At 66.8% G+C, this 16947-nt stretch carries 18 protein-coding genes and 1 riboswitch; of the genes, 12 read left to right on the top strand and 6 right to left on the bottom strand.

Annotated features, from left to right (window positions below; translation table 11 throughout):
* Positions 1 to 125 precede the first annotated feature (125 nt).
* From thiE to thiC, 5 genes are read right to left on the bottom strand one after another with little or no spacing between them, the layout of a single operon-like run.
* Positions 126 to 734, bottom strand: coding sequence for a thiamine phosphate synthase (thiE, locus tag U1H99_RS26265; RefSeq protein WP_323144622.1), 609 nt, complete (start codon positions 732 to 734; stop codon positions 126 to 128).
* A gap of 10 nt (positions 735 to 744) precedes the next feature.
* Positions 745 to 1491, bottom strand: a complete 747-nt coding sequence (gene thiD / locus U1H99_RS26260; RefSeq protein ID WP_323144621.1) for a bifunctional hydroxymethylpyrimidine kinase/phosphomethylpyrimidine kinase — start codon at positions 1489 to 1491, stop codon at positions 745 to 747.
* On the bottom strand, positions 1491 to 2285 hold the full coding sequence (locus tag U1H99_RS26255) for a thiazole synthase (protein WP_375341651.1): 795 nt from the start codon (positions 2283 to 2285) through the stop codon (positions 1491 to 1493). The genes thiD and U1H99_RS26255 overlap by 1 nt, the downstream gene beginning before the upstream one ends.
* Before the next feature lie 23 nt (positions 2286 to 2308).
* Positions 2309 to 2524 (bottom strand): sulfur carrier protein ThiS, encoded by a 216-nt coding sequence (gene thiS, locus U1H99_RS26250; RefSeq protein WP_323144620.1) that lies wholly within the window; start codon positions 2522 to 2524, stop codon positions 2309 to 2311.
* Positions 2525 to 2526: 2 nt separating this feature from the next.
* Entirely contained in the window at positions 2527 to 4407 is a 1881-nt protein-coding gene (gene thiC, locus U1H99_RS26245) for a phosphomethylpyrimidine synthase ThiC (protein WP_323144619.1), read from the bottom strand.
* 79 nt (positions 4408 to 4486) lie between these two features.
* Positions 4487 to 4587, bottom strand: a riboswitch (TPP riboswitch).
* A 239-nt stretch (positions 4588 to 4826) separates the two neighbouring features.
* Here thiC and U1H99_RS26240 point away from each other — a divergent pair.
* The 3 genes from U1H99_RS26240 (at position 4827) to U1H99_RS26230 (ending at position 7536) form a co-directional block, all read left to right on the top strand.
* Positions 4827 to 5672, top strand: coding sequence for an MOSC domain-containing protein (locus U1H99_RS26240; protein WP_323144618.1), 846 nt, complete (start codon positions 4827 to 4829; stop codon positions 5670 to 5672).
* Between the two features lie 42 nt (positions 5673 to 5714).
* Complete coding sequence (locus U1H99_RS26235) at positions 5715 to 6320, top strand: alpha/beta hydrolase family protein (RefSeq protein ID WP_323144617.1); 606 nt, start codon at positions 5715 to 5717, stop codon at positions 6318 to 6320.
* A 97-nt stretch (positions 6321 to 6417) separates the two neighbouring features.
* Positions 6418 to 7536, top strand: a complete 1119-nt coding sequence (locus U1H99_RS26230; protein ID WP_323144616.1) for a DUF484 family protein — start codon at positions 6418 to 6420, stop codon at positions 7534 to 7536.
* Between the two features lie 13 nt (positions 7537 to 7549).
* On the opposite strand, the gene U1H99_RS26225 is transcribed toward U1H99_RS26230, so the two are convergent.
* Positions 7550 to 9532, bottom strand: a complete 1983-nt coding sequence (locus U1H99_RS26225) for a monovalent cation:proton antiporter family protein (protein WP_323144615.1) — start codon at positions 9530 to 9532, stop codon at positions 7550 to 7552.
* A 109-nt stretch (positions 9533 to 9641) separates the two neighbouring features.
* Here U1H99_RS26225 and U1H99_RS26220 point away from each other — a divergent pair, with 109 nt between their 5' ends.
* The 9 genes from U1H99_RS26220 to U1H99_RS26180 all read left to right on the top strand — a co-directional run bounded on the left by U1H99_RS26220 (position 9642) and on the right by U1H99_RS26180 (position 16944).
* Positions 9642 to 10640, top strand: a complete 999-nt coding sequence (locus U1H99_RS26220) for a KpsF/GutQ family sugar-phosphate isomerase (protein WP_323144614.1) — start codon at positions 9642 to 9644, stop codon at positions 10638 to 10640.
* Positions 10640 to 11173, top strand: a complete 534-nt coding sequence (locus U1H99_RS26215) for a KdsC family phosphatase (protein ID WP_323144613.1) — start codon at positions 10640 to 10642, stop codon at positions 11171 to 11173. Before U1H99_RS26220 ends, U1H99_RS26215 begins: the two co-directional genes overlap by 1 nt.
* Positions 11174 to 11200: 27 nt before the next feature.
* Positions 11201 to 11797, top strand: a complete 597-nt coding sequence (gene lptC / locus U1H99_RS26210) for an LPS export ABC transporter periplasmic protein LptC (RefSeq protein WP_323144612.1) — start codon at positions 11201 to 11203, stop codon at positions 11795 to 11797.
* A 27-nt stretch (positions 11798 to 11824) separates the two neighbouring features.
* On the top strand, positions 11825 to 12412 hold the full coding sequence (gene lptA, locus U1H99_RS26205) for a lipopolysaccharide transport periplasmic protein LptA (RefSeq protein ID WP_323144611.1): 588 nt from the start codon (positions 11825 to 11827) through the stop codon (positions 12410 to 12412).
* A 22-nt stretch (positions 12413 to 12434) separates the two neighbouring features.
* A complete protein-coding gene (gene lptA / locus U1H99_RS26200; protein ID WP_323144610.1) occupies positions 12435 to 13043 on the top strand; it encodes a lipopolysaccharide transport periplasmic protein LptA in 609 nt (202 codons plus the stop codon).
* Positions 13043 to 13819 (top strand): LPS export ABC transporter ATP-binding protein, encoded by a 777-nt coding sequence (gene lptB, locus U1H99_RS26195; protein WP_141835342.1) that lies wholly within the window; start codon positions 13043 to 13045, stop codon positions 13817 to 13819. The genes lptA (U1H99_RS26200) and lptB overlap by 1 nt, the downstream gene beginning before the upstream one ends.
* Positions 13820 to 13821: 2 nt before the next feature.
* The gene (locus U1H99_RS26190; RefSeq protein WP_323144609.1) at positions 13822 to 15321 is read left to right on the top strand and encodes an RNA polymerase factor sigma-54; all 1500 of its coding nucleotides are present in this window, start codon (positions 13822 to 13824) and stop codon (positions 15319 to 15321) included.
* A 69-nt stretch (positions 15322 to 15390) separates the two neighbouring features.
* Complete coding sequence (gene hpf / locus U1H99_RS26185) at positions 15391 to 15753, top strand: ribosome hibernation-promoting factor, HPF/YfiA family (RefSeq protein WP_323144608.1); 363 nt, start codon at positions 15391 to 15393, stop codon at positions 15751 to 15753.
* Positions 15754 to 15858: 105 nt separating this feature from the next.
* Positions 15859 to 16944, top strand: a complete 1086-nt coding sequence (locus U1H99_RS26180; RefSeq protein ID WP_323144607.1) for an enoyl-CoA hydratase/isomerase family protein — start codon at positions 15859 to 15861, stop codon at positions 16942 to 16944.
* Positions 16945 to 16947: the final 3 nt, after the last annotated feature.

Below are 16947 nucleotides of genomic sequence, written 5' to 3'. Positions count from 1 at the left end.
ACAATATGACCGTCGCCCCTGCGAAGGCGAGATGGTGCCCCCGGCACCATCTCGCCAAGTTTGTCGAGCAGTCGATATGCAAGCAGAACTTGGGCCCCTGCCTTCGCAGGGGCGACGTTTACAGGTTAACTAAATAATTCGGCAAACGTCCGCGCAGCCTCGTACGGCTCCTCGGCCCCATACACACTGCTGATCGCCGCCACCATATCCGCCCCGCGCCCCACCAGCGGCCGCGTATTCTCCACCGTCATCCCGCCGATCACCACCACCGGCACCCGCAAAGCGGCCTTGGCCCGCGCCACGATATCGGGCGGCGTGCTCACGTCATACACCTTCACGCGCGACGGATAGAAACCGCCGAACGCCACATAACTCGCCCCCGCCGCCTGCGCTGCTTCGGCCAGCGCGAACTGCCCGTAGCACGACGCCCCGACGATGCGGTCCCGTCCGAGCGCCGCCCGCACCTGCGGCACCGACACATCGGTGCCGCCCACGTGCACGCCATCCGCATCCAGGCGCAGGCACAGGTCGAGGTGGTCGTTGATCACCAACGGCCGCTCGTGACGGCGGCACAGCGCGAGCAGCGCGCCCGCCTGTTCCGCGCGCAGCGGGTCGGATGCCGTCTTGTGGCGGTACTGGACCAGCGCCGCGCCGCCTTCCAGCGCGCGGCGTGTCGCCTCCAGCAGGCGGTCGGTGTCGTCCCAGTCGGGCGTGACCAGATAAAGTCCTCGCATTGTCATCTCCTCAAGCCTGGAGCCGGCGCGGGATGCGCTGGCCCGGTGCGATCATGTAAGACGTGGCCAGCGCCTGGTGACAGTAGCGCTGGGCGTTTTCCAGCGCGTCGGCCATGGCCTCGCCCAGCGCCAGCCGCGCCGCGATGGCGGATGCCAGCGTGCAGCCGCTGCCGTGGAATTCACCGGGCAGGCGTGGCCAGCGCCACGCGCGACCATCCCTGCCGCCGGTCCAGCGGTTGACGACCTCGTCGCCCTCGCCGTGGCCGCCGGTCACCAGCACGTGCCGGCAATCGACCGCGCCGATGGCCGCCGCTTCCGGCCCGTTCGGCACCAGCACCGTGGCCAGCGCCAGCAGCGGTGCCAGCGCCGCCAGCGCATCGCCGCGCGCCAGCGGGTCGCCGTGGCCGCTGGCCAGCACCGGGTCGAGCACCAGCGGCAGCGCCGGGTCGCGCTCGCGCAGGCGCGCGACGATGGCAGCGATGGCCTCGGCATTCGCCCGGTTGCCGGGAATGCCGACCTTGACGGCGCGGATCGGCATGCTCGCAGCCAGCAAGGCGGCCTGGCGCGTCAGCAGGCCGGCATCGACCGGCACCACCTCGTGCACCCGGTTGTTGTCCTGCACGGTGAGCGCGGTGACGATGGCCAGCGCATGCGCGCCCTGCGCCGAAATCGCCTCGATGTCGGCCTGGATGCCGGCGCCGCCCGATGGATCGAGGCCGGCGAACACCAGCACGCAGGGCCGGACTGCCTCGGCCATCACACCCGTCCCGCCATCGGCGACGAGGGCGAGGCAGCGAAGCGCCGCGCCATGCGCCCGGCCAGGTACGCTTCGCGCCCGGCTTCGACCGCCAGGCACATCGCGCGCGCCATGCGCACCGGGTCCTGCGCCAGCGCGATGGCGCTGTTCATCAGCACGCCGTCGCAGCCCAGTTCCATTGCCACCGCCGCGTCGGACGCGGTGCCGACGCCGGCGTCGACCAGCACCGGCACCCTGGCCTGGTCGATGATCAGCGACAGGTTCCACGGGTTGAGGATGCCCATGCCGGAGCCGATCAGCGAGGCCAGCGGCATCACCGCCACGCAGCCGATCTCCTCCAGCATCCTGGCCTGGATCGGGTCGTCGCTGCAGTAGACCATCACGTCGAAGCCGTCGCGCACCAGGGTCTCGGCGGCGCGCAGTGTTTCCGGCATGTTCGGGAACAGGGTCTTTTCGTCGCCCAGCACTTCGAGTTTTACGAGCTTGTGCCCGCCGAGCAGCTCGCGCGCCAGCTGCAGCGTGTAGACCGCATCCTTGGCGGTGTAGCAGCCGGCCGTGTTGGGCAGGATGGTGTAGCGCGACGGCGGGACCACGTCGAGCAGGTTCGGCGCATGCGGGTCCTGGCCGATGTTCACGCGGCGGATCGCCACGGTGATGATTTCCGCTGCGGCCGCCTCGGTTGCTTCACGCGTCTGTTCGAGGTCGCGGTATTTGCCGCTGCCGACCAGCAGGCGGGAGCGGTACTGCTTGCCGGCGATGGTCAGCGGCCGGTCTTCACGCATTGCTTCGTTCATAGTGATAAGTCTCCGTACAGGATTCAGCCGCCGCCGATGGCACGCACCACATCGACCTTGTCGTGCGCCGCCAGCGGGGTCGCGGCCCAGCGCTCGCGCTGCACCACGCTGCGGTTCACGGCCAGTGCCAGTGCTTGCCCGGCCAGCCCGAGCGAGGCGACCAGGTCGCGCAGGCTGCCGCCTTCGGGCACCGCGTGGACGGCGCCGTTCAACTCAATTTCAATTTCACTTTCCAGCATGGTCACGCCTTCTGGTACAGCTCTGCGCCGTTGCGCATGAACTCGACCGCCTTCACCTGCATGCCCTGCGCCGCGTAGTCGCGCACTTCCTGCGTGATCTTCATCGAGCAGAAATGCGGGCCGCACATCGAGCAGAAGTGGGCTACCTTGCTGGATTCCTTGGGCAGGGTCTCGTCGTGGAAGGCTTTCGCCTTGTCCGGATCGAGGCCGATGTTGAACTGGTCTTCCCAGCGGAATTCGAAGCGCGCTTTCGACAGCGCGTTGTCGCGGATCTGGGCGCCCGGATGGCCCTTGCCCAGGTCGGCCGCATGCGCCGCGATCTTGTACGTGATGATGCCGTCCTTGACATCGTCCTTGTCGGGCAGGCCGAGGTGCTCCTTGGGCGTCACGTAGCACAGCATGGCGGTGCCGTACCAGCCGATGTTGGCGGCGCCGATGCCGGAGGTGATGTGGTCGTAGCCGGGAGCGATGTCGGTGGTCAGCGGGCCCAGGGTGTAGAAGGGCGCTTCGTGGCACTGCTCCAGCTGCAGGTCCATGTTCTCCTTGATCAGGTGCAGCGGCACGTGGCCCGGACCCTCGATCATGGTCTGCACATCGTGCTTCCAGGCGATCTGCGTGAGTTCGCCGAGGGTGCGCAGTTCGGCCAGCTGGGCTTCGTCGTTGGCGTCGTAGATCGAGCCGGGGCGCAGGCCGTCGCCCAGGCTGAAGGCGACGTCGTAGGCCTTCATGATCTCGCAGATCTCTTCGAAGTGCGTGTACAGGAAGGATTCCTTGTGATGCGCCAGGCACCACTTGGCAATGATCGAGCCGCCGCGCGAGACGATGCCGGTCAGGCGGTTCGCCGTCATCGGCACGAAGGGCAGGCGCACGCCGGCGTGGATGGTGAAGTAGTCGACGCCTTGCTCGGCCTGTTCGATCAGGGTGTCGCGGTACATCTCCCAGGTCAGGTCCTCGGCCTTGCCGTTCACCTTTTCCAGCGCCTGGTACAGCGGCACGGTGCCGATCGGGACCGGGCTGTTACGCAGGATCCACTCGCGCGTCTCGTGGATATGCTTGCCGGTGGAGAGGTCCATCACGGTGTCGCCGCCCCAGCGGATGGCCCAGGTCATCTTTTCGACTTCCTCGCCGATCGACGAGGTGACCGCCGAGTTGCCGATGTTGGCGTTGATCTTCACCAGGAAGTTGCGGCCGATGATCATCGGCTCCGATTCCGGGTGATTGATGTTGTTCGGCAGGATGGCGCGGCCGCGGGCAATCTCGTCGCACACGAATGCGGCCGTGATCTCGCGCGGGATCGCCGCGCCGAACGACTGGCCCGCATGCTGGCGCCCGATCATCTGGGCCATGCGCTTGCCCGTGGGGCCGGCCGCTTCCAGGGTGGCGAGGTATTCCTGGCGCCGCAGGTTTTCGCGCACGGCGACGAATTCCATTTCGGGCGTGATGATCCCCTGGCGCGCGTAATGCATCTGGGTGACGTTGCGGCCGGGGAGGGCGCGGCGCGGCTTGCGCTGCAGGTGGAAGCGCAGCTCGGCCAGCTTGGGGTCGTTCAGGCGCGCGTTGCCGTACTCGGAGGTGGGGCCGGGCAGTTCGGCGGTGTCGCCGCGCTCGCCGATCCAGCCGGCGCGCAGCGGGGCCAGGCCGGAGCGGATGTCGATGCGCGCATCGGGGTCGGTGTAGGGGCCAGAGGTGTCGTACACCCACAGCGGCGGATTCGGTTCATGGCCGAAGGACGCCGGCGTGTCGGCCTGGCGGATTTCGCGCATCGGCACGCGGATGTCGGGACGGCTGCCCGTGACATACACCTTGCGCGAGTTCGGCAACGGGTTGATGGCAGCGGCATCGACGGTGGCGCTGGCGGAGAGGAATTTCGGATCGGCGTTCAAGTGCACTCCTTTGGTCACTGAGGATCGGCGATCCAGCGTGAGGAGTGCGGAGCAGGCTTGCCGGCCGGGAGGCGCGTGCATGCGGACTCTGTAGCTTCCCTTCGCTGGCATTATCCAGATCAGGTTCGAAGGGTATGTCTCACCCGCGCGGTTGATGGCGCAGGACCCCTAGCGTTGTTGTCGCTTCATGCGAATCGAAGGCGACGAGCGGAGTGTACGTCGGTTTTTAAAAGATGGCAATGAGTGATGTTTCGGCCCGCGACGTATGAACGTCATTCCCGCGCAGGCGGGAACCCAAGATGTATGCGTTTCGCTAGCAAACTTGGGTTCCCGCCAAGGGGGCAGCCCAGGCCGGGAACGACGTTTACAATGTGCGGGCCGATTATTATCTTCTGCGGACATCCCACGCCGCTTCGCCAATGCCCACGCTCACCCAACTCATCCTCTACCCGATCAAATCCTGCGCCGGCATGCCGGTCCCCGCCGCCACGCTGCTCGATGCCGGCCTGTCCGCCCTGGGCGTGCACGACCGCGAATGGATGGTGGTGCTGGAGGACGGCCAGTTCCTCACCCAGCGCGAACACCCGCGCATGGCGCTGATCCGGCCGCGTCCGGACGGTGACTATCTGCACGTGAGCATGCCCGGCCAGCCCGACATCAAACTGTCGCTGGCCTGGAGCGGCACCGAAACACCGCGCCGGGTTCGCGTCTGGGACGACCTGGTCGACGCCGCCGATTGCGGCGATGCCGCGGCCGGCTGGTTCAGCGCGGCGCTCGGCACGGCCTGCCGCCTGGTGCGCTTCCGCCGCGACATCCAGCGGCCGACCAGCGTCAAGTGGACCGGCGGCGTCGCCTCGCAGACCCGCTTCGCCGACGGCTATCCGCTGCTGCTGATCGGCCAGGCCTCGCTCGACGACCTGAACCTGCGGCTGCACGGCGCCGGACGGGCGCCGCTGCCGATGGACCGCTTCCGCCCCAACCTGGTGGTCGACGGCCTGGAAGCCTTCGAGGAGGATTACCTCGAGGCGCTGCACGACGCCGACCTCGCGATCCGGCCGGTGAAGCCCTGCGGGCGCTGCCCGATCCCGTCGATCGACCAGGCCACCGCCATCCCCGGCCCCGACCCGCTCGACATCCTGCAAACCTACCGCGCCAACGCGCGCCTGGAAGGCGCGGTGTGCATCGGCATGAACTGCATCGTGGTGCGCGGCGCCGGCACCGAGCTGCGCTTGGGCCAGGAGCTGGACGCGGAATTAGCCTTTTGAAGCGAGCCTTTTGAAGCGAGTTTTTTGATGGCGGCAAGCCCATTGGCGCATTCATTGATCATCCTGCTGCACGGCGTCGGCGCCACCCCGGCCGCCATGGCGCCGCTGGCCGCGCGCATCGCATCGGCGCTGCCGCACGCCGTCATCGCCGCGCCGCCGGCCGCCTTGCCCTACGACCTGGGCGAGCAGGGCTACCAATGGTTCTCGGTCGACGGCATCACCGAAGACAAGCGCCCGGCGCGCATCCGCGCTGCCTTGCCGGCCTTTGTCGACACCATCCGCGGCCTGCAGCGCGTGCACGGTGCGGCGCCCGACAACACCGTGCTGGCCGGCTTCTCGCAAGGCGCGATCATGGCGCTGGAGGCGTGCACGGAGGCTTGGCTTGCGCGCCACGTGGTTGCCATCGCCGGGCGCTTCGCGCCGCTGCCCGCCGCATGGGAAGGGCGCACCACAGTCAGCCTGGTCCACGGCACGATGGACGGCACCGTGCCGGCCGATCACAGCCGCCGCGCGGCCGCGCGCCTGGCCGAACTCGGGGCCGACGTGCACCTCGACCTGGTGCCGCGCGCGGTGCACATGCTGGCGCCGCCAATCGTGGAAGCCGCAATCAATGCGCTGACGCGGCCGCGGCGATTGGCGCCGATCTGACGTTCCGGCAACGCTTGCCTCATCTTTACGCCTTTTCGGTTTCCAAGGCGGCCGAGTTAGCGTAATGTTTGAAGTTATTGCTGAAAGGGAACGAACAATGCATGAGCGTGGTGCCAGTGTGCGCGAGTTAATCGCCGAGAACGAGGCTTTGCGGCGCCAGCTGTCCAGCCTGATCGACCAGGCCGAGAGCAACCACGCCATCATGATGCGGCACCAGGCCTTCGACCTCGAACTGGTGGGCGCCGGCAGCTTCCGCGAGCTGGTCGAGACCATCTTCCGCCAGCTGCCGATCGTTTCCAGCCTCGACATCGTGACCCTGTCGCTGGTCGACACCGGCGCCGATATCTATACCGTGATGCACAAGCTGGGCATGGATTTCGAGACCCTGCCCGGCCTGCTGTTCTGCGAATACCCGGATGCGCTCGGCTACGACCTGGCGGGCGGCGCCACCCCCAAACCGGCCCTGAGCCTGTACAACCCGGCGCTGCACAACATGGCGTTTCCCCAGCCCCCGGCGGGCCTGGCCAGCGTCGCGCTGGTGCCGCTGCTGCGCAACAAGCGCCTGCTGGGCAGCCTGAACCTCGGCAGCCGCGACCCGAGCCGCTTCACGCCCATCCTCGGCACCGATTTCGTCGAGCACATGGGGTCGATCATCGCGATCTGCCTGGAAAACGTGATCAGCAACGAAATGCTGAAGTACATCGGCCTGACCGATGCGCTGACCGGCGTCTACAACCGGCGCTACATGGACCGGCGCCTGGGCGAGGAGATCGCGCGCGCACGGCGCCAGGCCTACCGGCTCTCGTGCATGTACATCGACGTCGATCATTTCAAGCAGGTCAACGACACCTGGGGCCACCAGTCCGGCGACGACGTGCTGCGCGAAGTGGCAGCGCGCATCAAGGCCGAACTGCGCATATCGGATGCGCTGGGCCGCTTCGGCGGCGAGGAATTCGTGGTGGTGCTGATCGACGCCGACCTGGACAACGCCAGCCTGGTCGCCCAGCGCATCCGTGCCAGCGTGGCCGACCAGCCGTTCGTGGTGGGGGAGGGGCAGATGCTGTCGGTGTCGGTCTCGATCGGCGTGGCGACGCTGGACGATTTCGAGCGCGACCATCCGATCGAGGGCGTGGCGCAGCAGCTGGTGGCGCAGGCCGACCAGGCGCTGTACGCCGCCAAGGTCAACGGCCGCAACCGCGTCGTCGCCTACGGCTGACGCTATCTTGGTGCTACCTTAGCAAACGGCCTTCGGCCCGCGTGACGGCCGAGCCGGTCCCACGCAGCACCACCACATCCCCGGCCCGCAACTCGGTATCGCGCCCCGGCTCGATCCGTTCCTGCCCGCGCCGCACCGCCGTCACCTCGGCCCCGACTTCGTCCAATTGCAGCTCGGCGATGCAGCGCCCGACCGCGCCGGCATCCTCCTTCAGCGTTACCGAATGCAGCCTGACCCAGCTGTGCTCGGGATCGTCCGAGACGTCGCCGGCGCCGTGGAAGAAGCCGCGCAGCGAGGCATAGCGCTCGTCGCGCGCGGCCTGCACTCGGTGCACCACGCGCCGCAGCGGCACGCCCATCACCACCAGCGCGTGCGAGGCCAGCATCAAACTCGATTCCAGCGCTTCCGGCACCACCTCGGTGGCCCCGGCCTTTTTCAGCACCTCGAGTTCGGTGTCGTCGTGCGCGCGCACGATCACCGGCAGCGTGGGCGCCAGCTCGTGCACCAGGTGCAGCACCTTGACTGCCAGGCGGGTGTCGGCAAAGGTGATCACCAGCGCGCTGGCGCGGTTGATGCCGGCCGCGATCAGGCTTTCGCGCCGCGTGCAGTCGCCGTACGAGACGTTGACGCCGGCGGTGCGCGCTTCCTGCACCCGTTCGGGATCGAGGTCGAGCGCGTACCAAGGCAGCTTTTCCTCGGACAGCAGCGTGGCCAAGCTCTGGCCGCTGCGCCCGAAGCCGGCGATGATCACGTGCTTCTGGGCCGCCATCGTGCGGCTGGCCAGCTGCGTCAATTGCAGCGATTGCAGCATCCATTCGTTGGAGGCGACCTTCATCGCGATCTTGTCCATGTTGGCGATGATGAAGGGCGCGGCCAGCATCGACAGCACCATCGAGGCCAGCACCAGCTGGATCAGGAAGGGATCGATGAGCTTCGAGCCGGACGCCAGGTTCAGCAGCACGAAGCCGAATTCGCCGGCCTGGGCCAAGGCAAGGCCGGTGCGCATGGCGACGCCGTCCGACGAGCCGAAAGCCTTGGCCAGCGCCGCGATCAGGCCGAATTTCAGCAGCACCGGCAGCACCAGCAACAGCAGCACGACATACCAGTTCTGCAGCACCAGGCGCAGGTCGAGCAGCATGCCGATGGTGATGAAGAACAGGCCGAGCAGCACGTCGCGGAAGGGTTTGATGTCTTCTTCCACCTGATGCTTGTACGGCGTCTCGGAGATCAGCATGCCGGCGACAAAGGCGCCGAGCGCCATCGACAGGCCCGCGTGTTCGGTGATCCAGGCCGCGCCCAGCGTCACCAGGAGCAGGTTCAGCATGAACAGTTCCTGCGAACGGCGCTTGACCACGATGGTGAACCAGCTACGCATCAGCTTCTGGCCGAAGAACAGCAGCAGCGCCAGCACGGCGGCGGCCTTGACCGCGGCCCAGCCCAGGGTCATGGCCAGTTCCTCGGCCGGCCTGGCCAGCGACGGGATCAGGATCAGCAGCGGCACCACGGCCAGGTCCTGGAACAGCAGGATGCCGATGATGCGCCGTCCGTGCTGGCTTTCCAGCTCCAGGCGCTCGGTCAGGAGTTTGGAGACGATGGCGGTGGAGGACATCGCCAGCGCGCCGCCCAGGGCCAGCGCGGCCTGCCAGCCGATGCGGACCGGCAGCGGCAGATACTGGAGCGCGAGCGCGCCCAGCACCGTCACCACGATCGTCAGCGATACCTGGGCCAGCCCGAGCCCGAACACGATGCGCCGCATCGCGCGCAGCTGGGCCAGCGAGAATTCGAGGCCGATCGAAAACATCAGGAACACGACCCCGAATTCGGCCAGGCCGTGGGTCGTAGGGCCGTTGTCGGCGAGCGCCAGGGCGTTGGGTCCGATCAGGACGCCCACCGCCAGGTAACCCAGCATCGGCGGCAGGTGCAGCATGCGGAAGGCGACCACGCCGAGCACGGCGCTGCCCAGTAAAAGTAGGGTGAGTTCGAGGCCTGAAGTCATCCGGTCAACCCGCCTTGTCCGGGAATGTTGTTGTTTGTTACGACTGGCAAGTTTCTTGCTTTCCCAATTCGGCTATACTTTCCATATGAGTGTAACCCATGAAAAAATAATGCTGACAAGTTTTGACGCGGCAAAGGCCCAACGCGCGCTGGAGCTGGCCCGCGACGCCCTGCAGATCGAGGGCGAGGCCATCCGCAAATTGACCGAGCGTCTCGGCCAGGACGACAGCGTGCCGCGCGCGGTCGCGCTGATGGAAGCGTGCAAGGGCCGCGTGGTGGTTTCGGGCATCGGCAAGTCCGGCCACATCGCGCGCAAGATCGCCGCGACCCTGGCCTCGACCGGCACGCCGGCCCTGTTCCTGCACCCGGCCGAAGCCGCCCACGGCGACCTCGGCATGGTCACTCCCCAGGACGTGCTGATCGCGATTTCGTATTCCGGCGAGAGCAGCGAGCTGGCGGTGGTGATCCCGGCGGTCAAGCGCATGGGCGTGCCCGTGATCGCGATGACCGGCAAGCCGGAATCGCGCCTGGCGACCATCGCCGACGTGCACCTCGACGTCTCGGTCGAGAAGGAGGCCTGCCCGTTGAACCTGGCGCCGACCGCCAGCACCACGGTCACTTTGGCGCTGGGCGACGCCCTGGCGGTGGCGCTGCTCGAGCTGCGCGGCTTCAAGTCCGAGGATTTCGCCTTGTCGCACCCGGGCGGCGCGCTGGGCCGCAGGCTGCTGACGCGCGTGCTTGATGTGATGCGCAGCGGCGACGCGGTGCCGAAGGTCGCGCCCGACGCGCTCCTCCTCGATGCGCTGCTCGAAATCTCGAACAAGGGCATGGGCATGACCGCGGTCGTCGACGCCGATGGCCGTCCGGTCGGCGTGTTCACCGACGGCGACCTGCGCCGCCTGATCGCCAAGGTCCAGGATTTCAGCAAGGTCGTGATCCGCGACGTCATGCATGCCGATCCGCGCCGCATTCATCCGGAGCAGCTGGCGGTCGACGCCGTCGCCGTGATGGAAGAGTTCCGCATCAACCAGATGCTGGTGGTCGACGCCGACGATAAACTGGTCGGTGCGCTGCACATCCACGACCTGACCCGCGCCAAGGTGATCTGATGGTGACTCCGCTGGCCCACATGGAACGCGCGGCGCGTGTCAAGGTCATGATCTTCGACGTCGACGGCGTATTGACCGACGGCAGCCTGACCTACAACGCCGACGGCGAAATCACCAAGACCTTCTTCGTGCTGGACGGCCTCGGCATCCAGCTGCTGAACCGCACTGGCGTGCGCACGGCGATCATCAGCGCCAGGAATTCGCCGATCGTCGTCAAGCGCGCGGCCGACCTCGGGATCACCCACGTGTTCCAGGGCCAGCACGACAAGCGCATCGCGTTTGCCGAGCTGCTCGAGAAGACCGGGGTGACGGCCGAGGAATGCGGCTACATCGGCGACGACGTGATCGACCTGCCGCTGCTCACCCGCGTCGGCTTCGCGGTCACGGTGCCGAGCGGCCACCCGGAAGTGCAGCACCGCGCGCACTACGTGACCAGGAACCCGGGCGGACGCGGCGCCGTGCGCGAAGTATGCGACCTGGTGATGCGCGCCCAGGGCACCTACGACCAGGCGCTCGCGCCGTATTTCGGTTGATCGAACGGACGGATAACGGATAACGTCATGGCACAGTACAAACGGACCGCGCACCGGGGCAAGCTCCTGGCCCTGATGCTGAGCGCCCTGTTCCTTGCCTTCGGCAGCTTCTGGCTGCTGCAGATCATGAGCAGCGACGGCGGCGTCGGACCGGTCAACGTGGGCAACGATCCCGACTACATCGTCGAGAACTTCAGCTTCGTGCGCATGGCCGAAACCGGCAAGCCGCGCTACGTGATCTCGGGCGAGCGCCTGACCCACCGCCCGGCCGACAACAGCTCGGTGATCGATAAACCGGTGGTGCAGGGCCTGAACACCGAGCATCCGCCGATGACCATGACCGCCCAGCACGCGCTGGTCAGCCAGAACCAGAACCAGGTCGACCTGAGCGGCGACGTCGACATCCAGCGGCCCGGCGCCGCCAACGCCCGGCCGCTGCGGGTGCGCACCGAGGCGCTGACCTTCCTGCCCGACGAGGACATCGCGAAGACCGACCGGGCGATCGAAATGAAGGTGGGCACGGCGACCGCGCACGGCGTCGGCATGGTCGCCAACAACGCCACGCAACAGGTGGAGCTGGGCGGGCGCGGGAAGATCGTCTTCCCGCCACGCAGCGCACGCTGATATGCACGCAATGAGGAACAGCATCCAATGAACAAGATCTTTGCCACCGCAGCACTGTTCCTGCCCCTGGCCCTGGCCAGCCTGCAGGCATCGGCGGAACGGGCGGATTCGCTCAAGCCGACTTCCATCAAGTTCGCCGATGCCCACATCGACGAGGCCACCCAGACCCGCACCTTCACCGGCGGCGTGGTGCTGACCCGCGGCACGCTCACGGTCATGGCCGACAAGGCGGTGGCCACCGAAACGCCCGACGGCTACAGTTACCTGACCCTGACCGCGGCGCCGGGCAAGTTCGTGAGCTTCCGCCAGAAGAGCGACCGCGGTCCCGACCAGTGGTTCGAAGGACGCGCCGAGCGCATCGAATACGACGACCGCGCCGAACTGGTAAAACTGTTCTCGAAGGCCGTCATCAAACAGAGCGAAGGCCCGACGGTGACCCAGGAAATGGACAGCGAATACATCGCCTACGACAGCCGCAAGGAACTGCTGGTCGGGTACAACGACCCCACCGGCGCCAGCGTGCCGGGCAAGGGCCGCGGCACCATGATCTACCAGCCGCTGCGCAAGACCGCGGCCACCGCCGCGGCCGCGCCGGCGCCGGCCGCGGCACGCTGATATCTACAAGGATCTGCATCCAATGAAAAAAACAATCGCCGTCGTCGCGCTGTCGCTGGCGGCCCTGAACGCCGCGGCCGAGCGCGCGGATGCGCAAAAGCAGGCCGCCATCGAGTTCGACCAGGCCCACATCGACGAAGTCACCCAGATCCGCACCCTGACCGGCCGGGTGGTGCTCACGCGCGGCACCCTGACGGTCAAGTCGGACAAGGCGGTGCTCAAGGAATCGCCCGAAGGCTACATGGTCCTGACCCTGACGGCGGCGCCGGGCAAGGTCGCCAGCTTCCGCCAGAAGCGCGACGGCGGCCCCAACCTGTGGGTCGAGGGCCAGGCCCAGCGCATCGAATACGACGAGCGCACCGAACTCGTGAAGCTGTTTTCTGACGCCACCGTCCGCCAGCTCGAGAACGGCCGCCTGTCGAGCGAGGTGAACGGCGCCTTCATCTCCTACGACAACCGCACCGAACAGGCGAACGTCGGCGGCAACGCCGGTGGCCAGAGCACGCCGGGACAGGGCCGCAACACGCTGATCCTGGCACCGCGCCGCGGCGCCGCGGCCGCACCGGCCACCACCCCGGCGCCGGCCGCGGGCAATGCGGCAGAGTCGTCTTCGTCTTCAGGAAAGCAATAATGGAATTACGCGCAGAAGCCACCGCCATCCAGGCCGGCAGCAGCACCCTTACCGCCAAGGGCCTCCAGAAAAGCTACGGCAAGCGCCTGGTGGTCCGCGACGTCTCGCTGCAGGTCGCCTGCGGCGAAGTGGTCGGCCTGCTGGGGCCGAACGGCGCCGGCAAGACCACCTCGTTCTACATGATCGTCGGCCTGGTGCCCTCGGACGCCGGCAGCATCGACATCAACGGCAACGACGTCACCGGCCTGCCGATCCACCGCCGCGCCTTGCTCGGCCTGTCCTACCTGCCGCAGGAAGCCTCGGTGTTCCGCAAGCTGACGGTCGAGGAAAACATCCGCGCCGTGCTGGAACTGCAGCGCGAGAACGGCAAGGCCTTGTCCAAGGCGCGCATCACCGAGCGCCTGAACGAACTGCTGGCCGAACTGCAGATCGAGAAGCTGCGCGAGAACCCGGCGCTGTCGCTGTCGGGCGGCGAGCGGCGCCGCGTCGAGATCGCGCGCGCGCTGGCGACCAACCCGCGCTTCGTGCTGCTCGACGAACCGTTCGCCGGCGTCGATCCGATCGCGGTGATCGAGATCCAGCGCATCGTGCGCTTCCTGAAGGAGCGCGGCATCGGCGTCCTGATCACGGACCACAACGTGCGCGAGACGCTCGGTATCTGCGACCGCGCTTACATCATCAACCAGGGCGCGGTGCTCGCATCCGGACGCCCCGACGATATCATCGCCAATGAATCGGTCCGCCGCGTCTACCTGGGTGAACATTTCCGGATGTAGTCATGAAACAGACGCTGCAACTCAAGACATCACAGCACCTTGCACTGACCCCGCAGCTGCAGCAGTCGATCCGGCTGCTGCAGCTGTCCACCCTCGAACTGCACCAGGAGATCGAGCAGGTCCTGAGCGATAACCCGCTGCTCGAGCGGCTCGACGATCCGCTCGACCGTTCGGTACGCCTGCTGGCCGACGGCGCCATCAACCACAATGCCGCCACGCCGGGCGAGGCTCCGGCGCCAGGCCAGACCGCGAATGGGGAAGAGGGCAACGGCAGCGGCAGCGGCAGCGGCAGCGAAGGCGACGCGCCGGAAGGCGGCGCAGAAGACGGGGGCGGCGGCGACGGCGATGGCGGCGACTGGGGCGAGCCCGGCCGCGGCAGCGGCGGCGACGACGAAGATGGCCGCCCGCAGCTGGAAGCCAGCCCGGTCACCCTGCGCGAACACTTGATGGAACAGGTGCGCATGACCTGCAGCGCGGCGCGCGACTGTGCGCTGGTCGAGCTGGTGGTCGACGCGCTCGACGACAACGGCTACCTCGAAGAAGCGCTGGACGACATCTACGCGCGCCTGCCGGAAGAGCTGGAAATCGAATTCGACGAGCTGCGCACCGCGCTGGCGATGGTGCAGAGCATGGACCCGCCGGGCGTGGGGGCGCGCAGCGCGGCCGAGTGCCTGGCGCTGCAGATCCGCCGCATGCCGGGCGTGCCGCTGGTCACGCGGCGCATGGCGCTGACCATCGTCGAAAAGTATCTCACCTGGTTCGCGCAGCGCGAATTCAACAAGCTGAAAAAAGCGCTCGACTGCGACGACGAAGACTTGCGCGAAGCCCAGGCCGTCATCCGCCAGTGCAATCCGCACCCGGGCGCGGCCTTCGCTTCCGACGTGTCGGACTATGTGGTGCCGGACGTGATCGTGCGCCGCGCCAAGGACGGCTGGAGCGTGCAGCTGAACCCCGAAGTGATGCCGCGCCTGCGCGTCAACACCCTGTACGCGCAGGCGCTCAAGCAGGGCAAATCGGAGACCCAGCTGGGCGCGCAACTGCAGGAAGCGAAGTGGCTCATCAAGAACATGCGCCAGCGTTTCGACACCATCCTGCGCGTGGCCCAGGCCATCGTCGACCGCCAGCGCAACTTCTTCTCGCACGGCGCGGTTGCCATGCGGCCCCTTGTTTTACGCGAGATAGCTGATACACTAGGTCTACACGAGAGCACAATCTCTCGCGTAACAACGCAGAAATACATGCTGACACCGCACGGCATGTTCGAGCTGAAGTACTTTTTTGGGAGCCACGTGGCGACCGAAGCAGGGGGCGAAGCCTCCTCGACGGCGATTCGTGCGCTCATCGTGCAACTCACAGGAGCCGAAGACCCCAAGAATCCATTATCCGATAGCAAGATCGCGGAAATGCTGGGGGAACAGGGAATGGTCATTGCGCGCCGTACGGTCGCAAAGTATCGCGAAGCGTTAAAAATCCCGCCCGTCAGCCTCCGCAAATCTCTGTAACAGCAGCTGTCCGCTGCGCGCACTTTTTATCAGCGTTCGGACAGCCGCGCATTTTCAGGAGGAGTGTGTATGAATCTCACCATCAGTGGTCATCATCTCGATGTCACCCCGGCCATCCGTGAATACGTGCAGAACAAGCTGGAACGCATTACCCGCCATTTCGATCAAGTGATCGACTCCCACGTCATCCTCTGCATCGACAATCTTACCCAGAAAGACAAACGCCAGAAGGCCGAGATCAACCTGCGTGTTGCCGGCAAGATCCTCCATATCACGAGCGCCGCGCATGACCTGTATGCCGCGATCGACATGTTGATGGACCGCCTCGACCGCCAGGTCGTCAAATACAAACAGATGCTGCAAAATCACAGTCACACCGCGCTCAAGCGCCTGACTGAAGAAGGAGGAGACGAGGCTCCGGCCACGGCATAGACTGCCGGCTGAAGCACCGTAGACTAAGGGCGCATGGGGCGCCCTTTTTGCTTCTTGGCGCGCTCTGCACGTTACAATGTTATTTTAAAATCCATAAAAAATAACATGAGTGACACCGTGGAGACCCGGATCGCCAATGGCACCGGCATCATTACCCTGAACCGGCCGAAAGCCCTGAATTCGCTGTCGCTCGACATGGTGCGGGCATTGACCGACGCGCTGCTGGCCTGGCGCGACGAACCTGCCGTGGCGGCGGTGCTCATCCGCAGCAGCAGCGAAAAAGCCCTGTGCGCCGGCGGCGACATCCGCTTCTTTCACCAGGTCGGGCAGCTTCCGCCGCAGGGCGGCAGCGCGCTGCTCGAGGATTTCTTCACCGAAGAATACGCGCTGAATCACCTGATTCATTTCTATCCGAAACCGTATATTGCGCTGATGGACGGCGTGGTGATGGGCGGCGGCATGGGCATTTCCCAGGGCGGCCCGGAGTGCGCGCTGCGCATCGTGACCGAGCGCACGAAAATGGCGATGCCCGAAGTAAACATCGGCATGTTCCCCGATGTCGGCGGCAGCCATTTCCTGTCGCACGCGCCGGGGCGGCTGGGCTGGTACCTCGGCCTGACCGGCGCCACCATCGGCGCCGCCGACGCGCTCTACGTGGGTCTGGCCGACGTGTTCGTCCCGTCGGCGCAGCTGCCGGCCCTGGATGCGCTGCTGGCGTCGACGCCCGGCGCCGATGTGCCCGCTGCGATCCGCGCCTTTGCCGCACCGTTCGCCGGCCAGGCCGGCAGCAGCGAACTGCAGGCGCAGCGCGACCTGATCGACCGCTGCTTCGGCGCCGCCTCGGTGGCGGACACCATGGCTGCACTCGAACGGGAAACCGACCCGTTCGCGCACAAGGCGCTGGGCGCGATGCGCCAGCGCTCGCCGCTGATGATGTGCGTGACTGCCGAACTGCTGGTGCGCGGCGCTTCGCTCGGCGTGGCCGATTGCCTGCGCCTGGAACGCGCGCTGGTGCGCCGCACCTTCGAGCATGGCGAGATCCTGGAAGGCGTGCGCGCCCTCGTCATCGACAAGGACAATGCGCCACGGTGGAATCCGCCGGCGCTGGCGCAGGTCACGCCCGGGATGGTGGCGGACTTCTTCGCGCCGGTGTGGCCGGCGCATGCCCATCCGCTGCGCCATCTCGACTAGCGC

The sequence above is a fragment of the Massilia phyllosphaerae genome (assembly GCF_034659755.1).
Classification (GTDB): domain Bacteria; phylum Pseudomonadota; class Gammaproteobacteria; order Burkholderiales; family Burkholderiaceae_D; genus Telluria; species Telluria phyllosphaerae.
The sequence above is the reverse complement of the archived record's forward strand: the minus strand, read 5'-3'. Positions and strand labels throughout refer to the sequence as shown.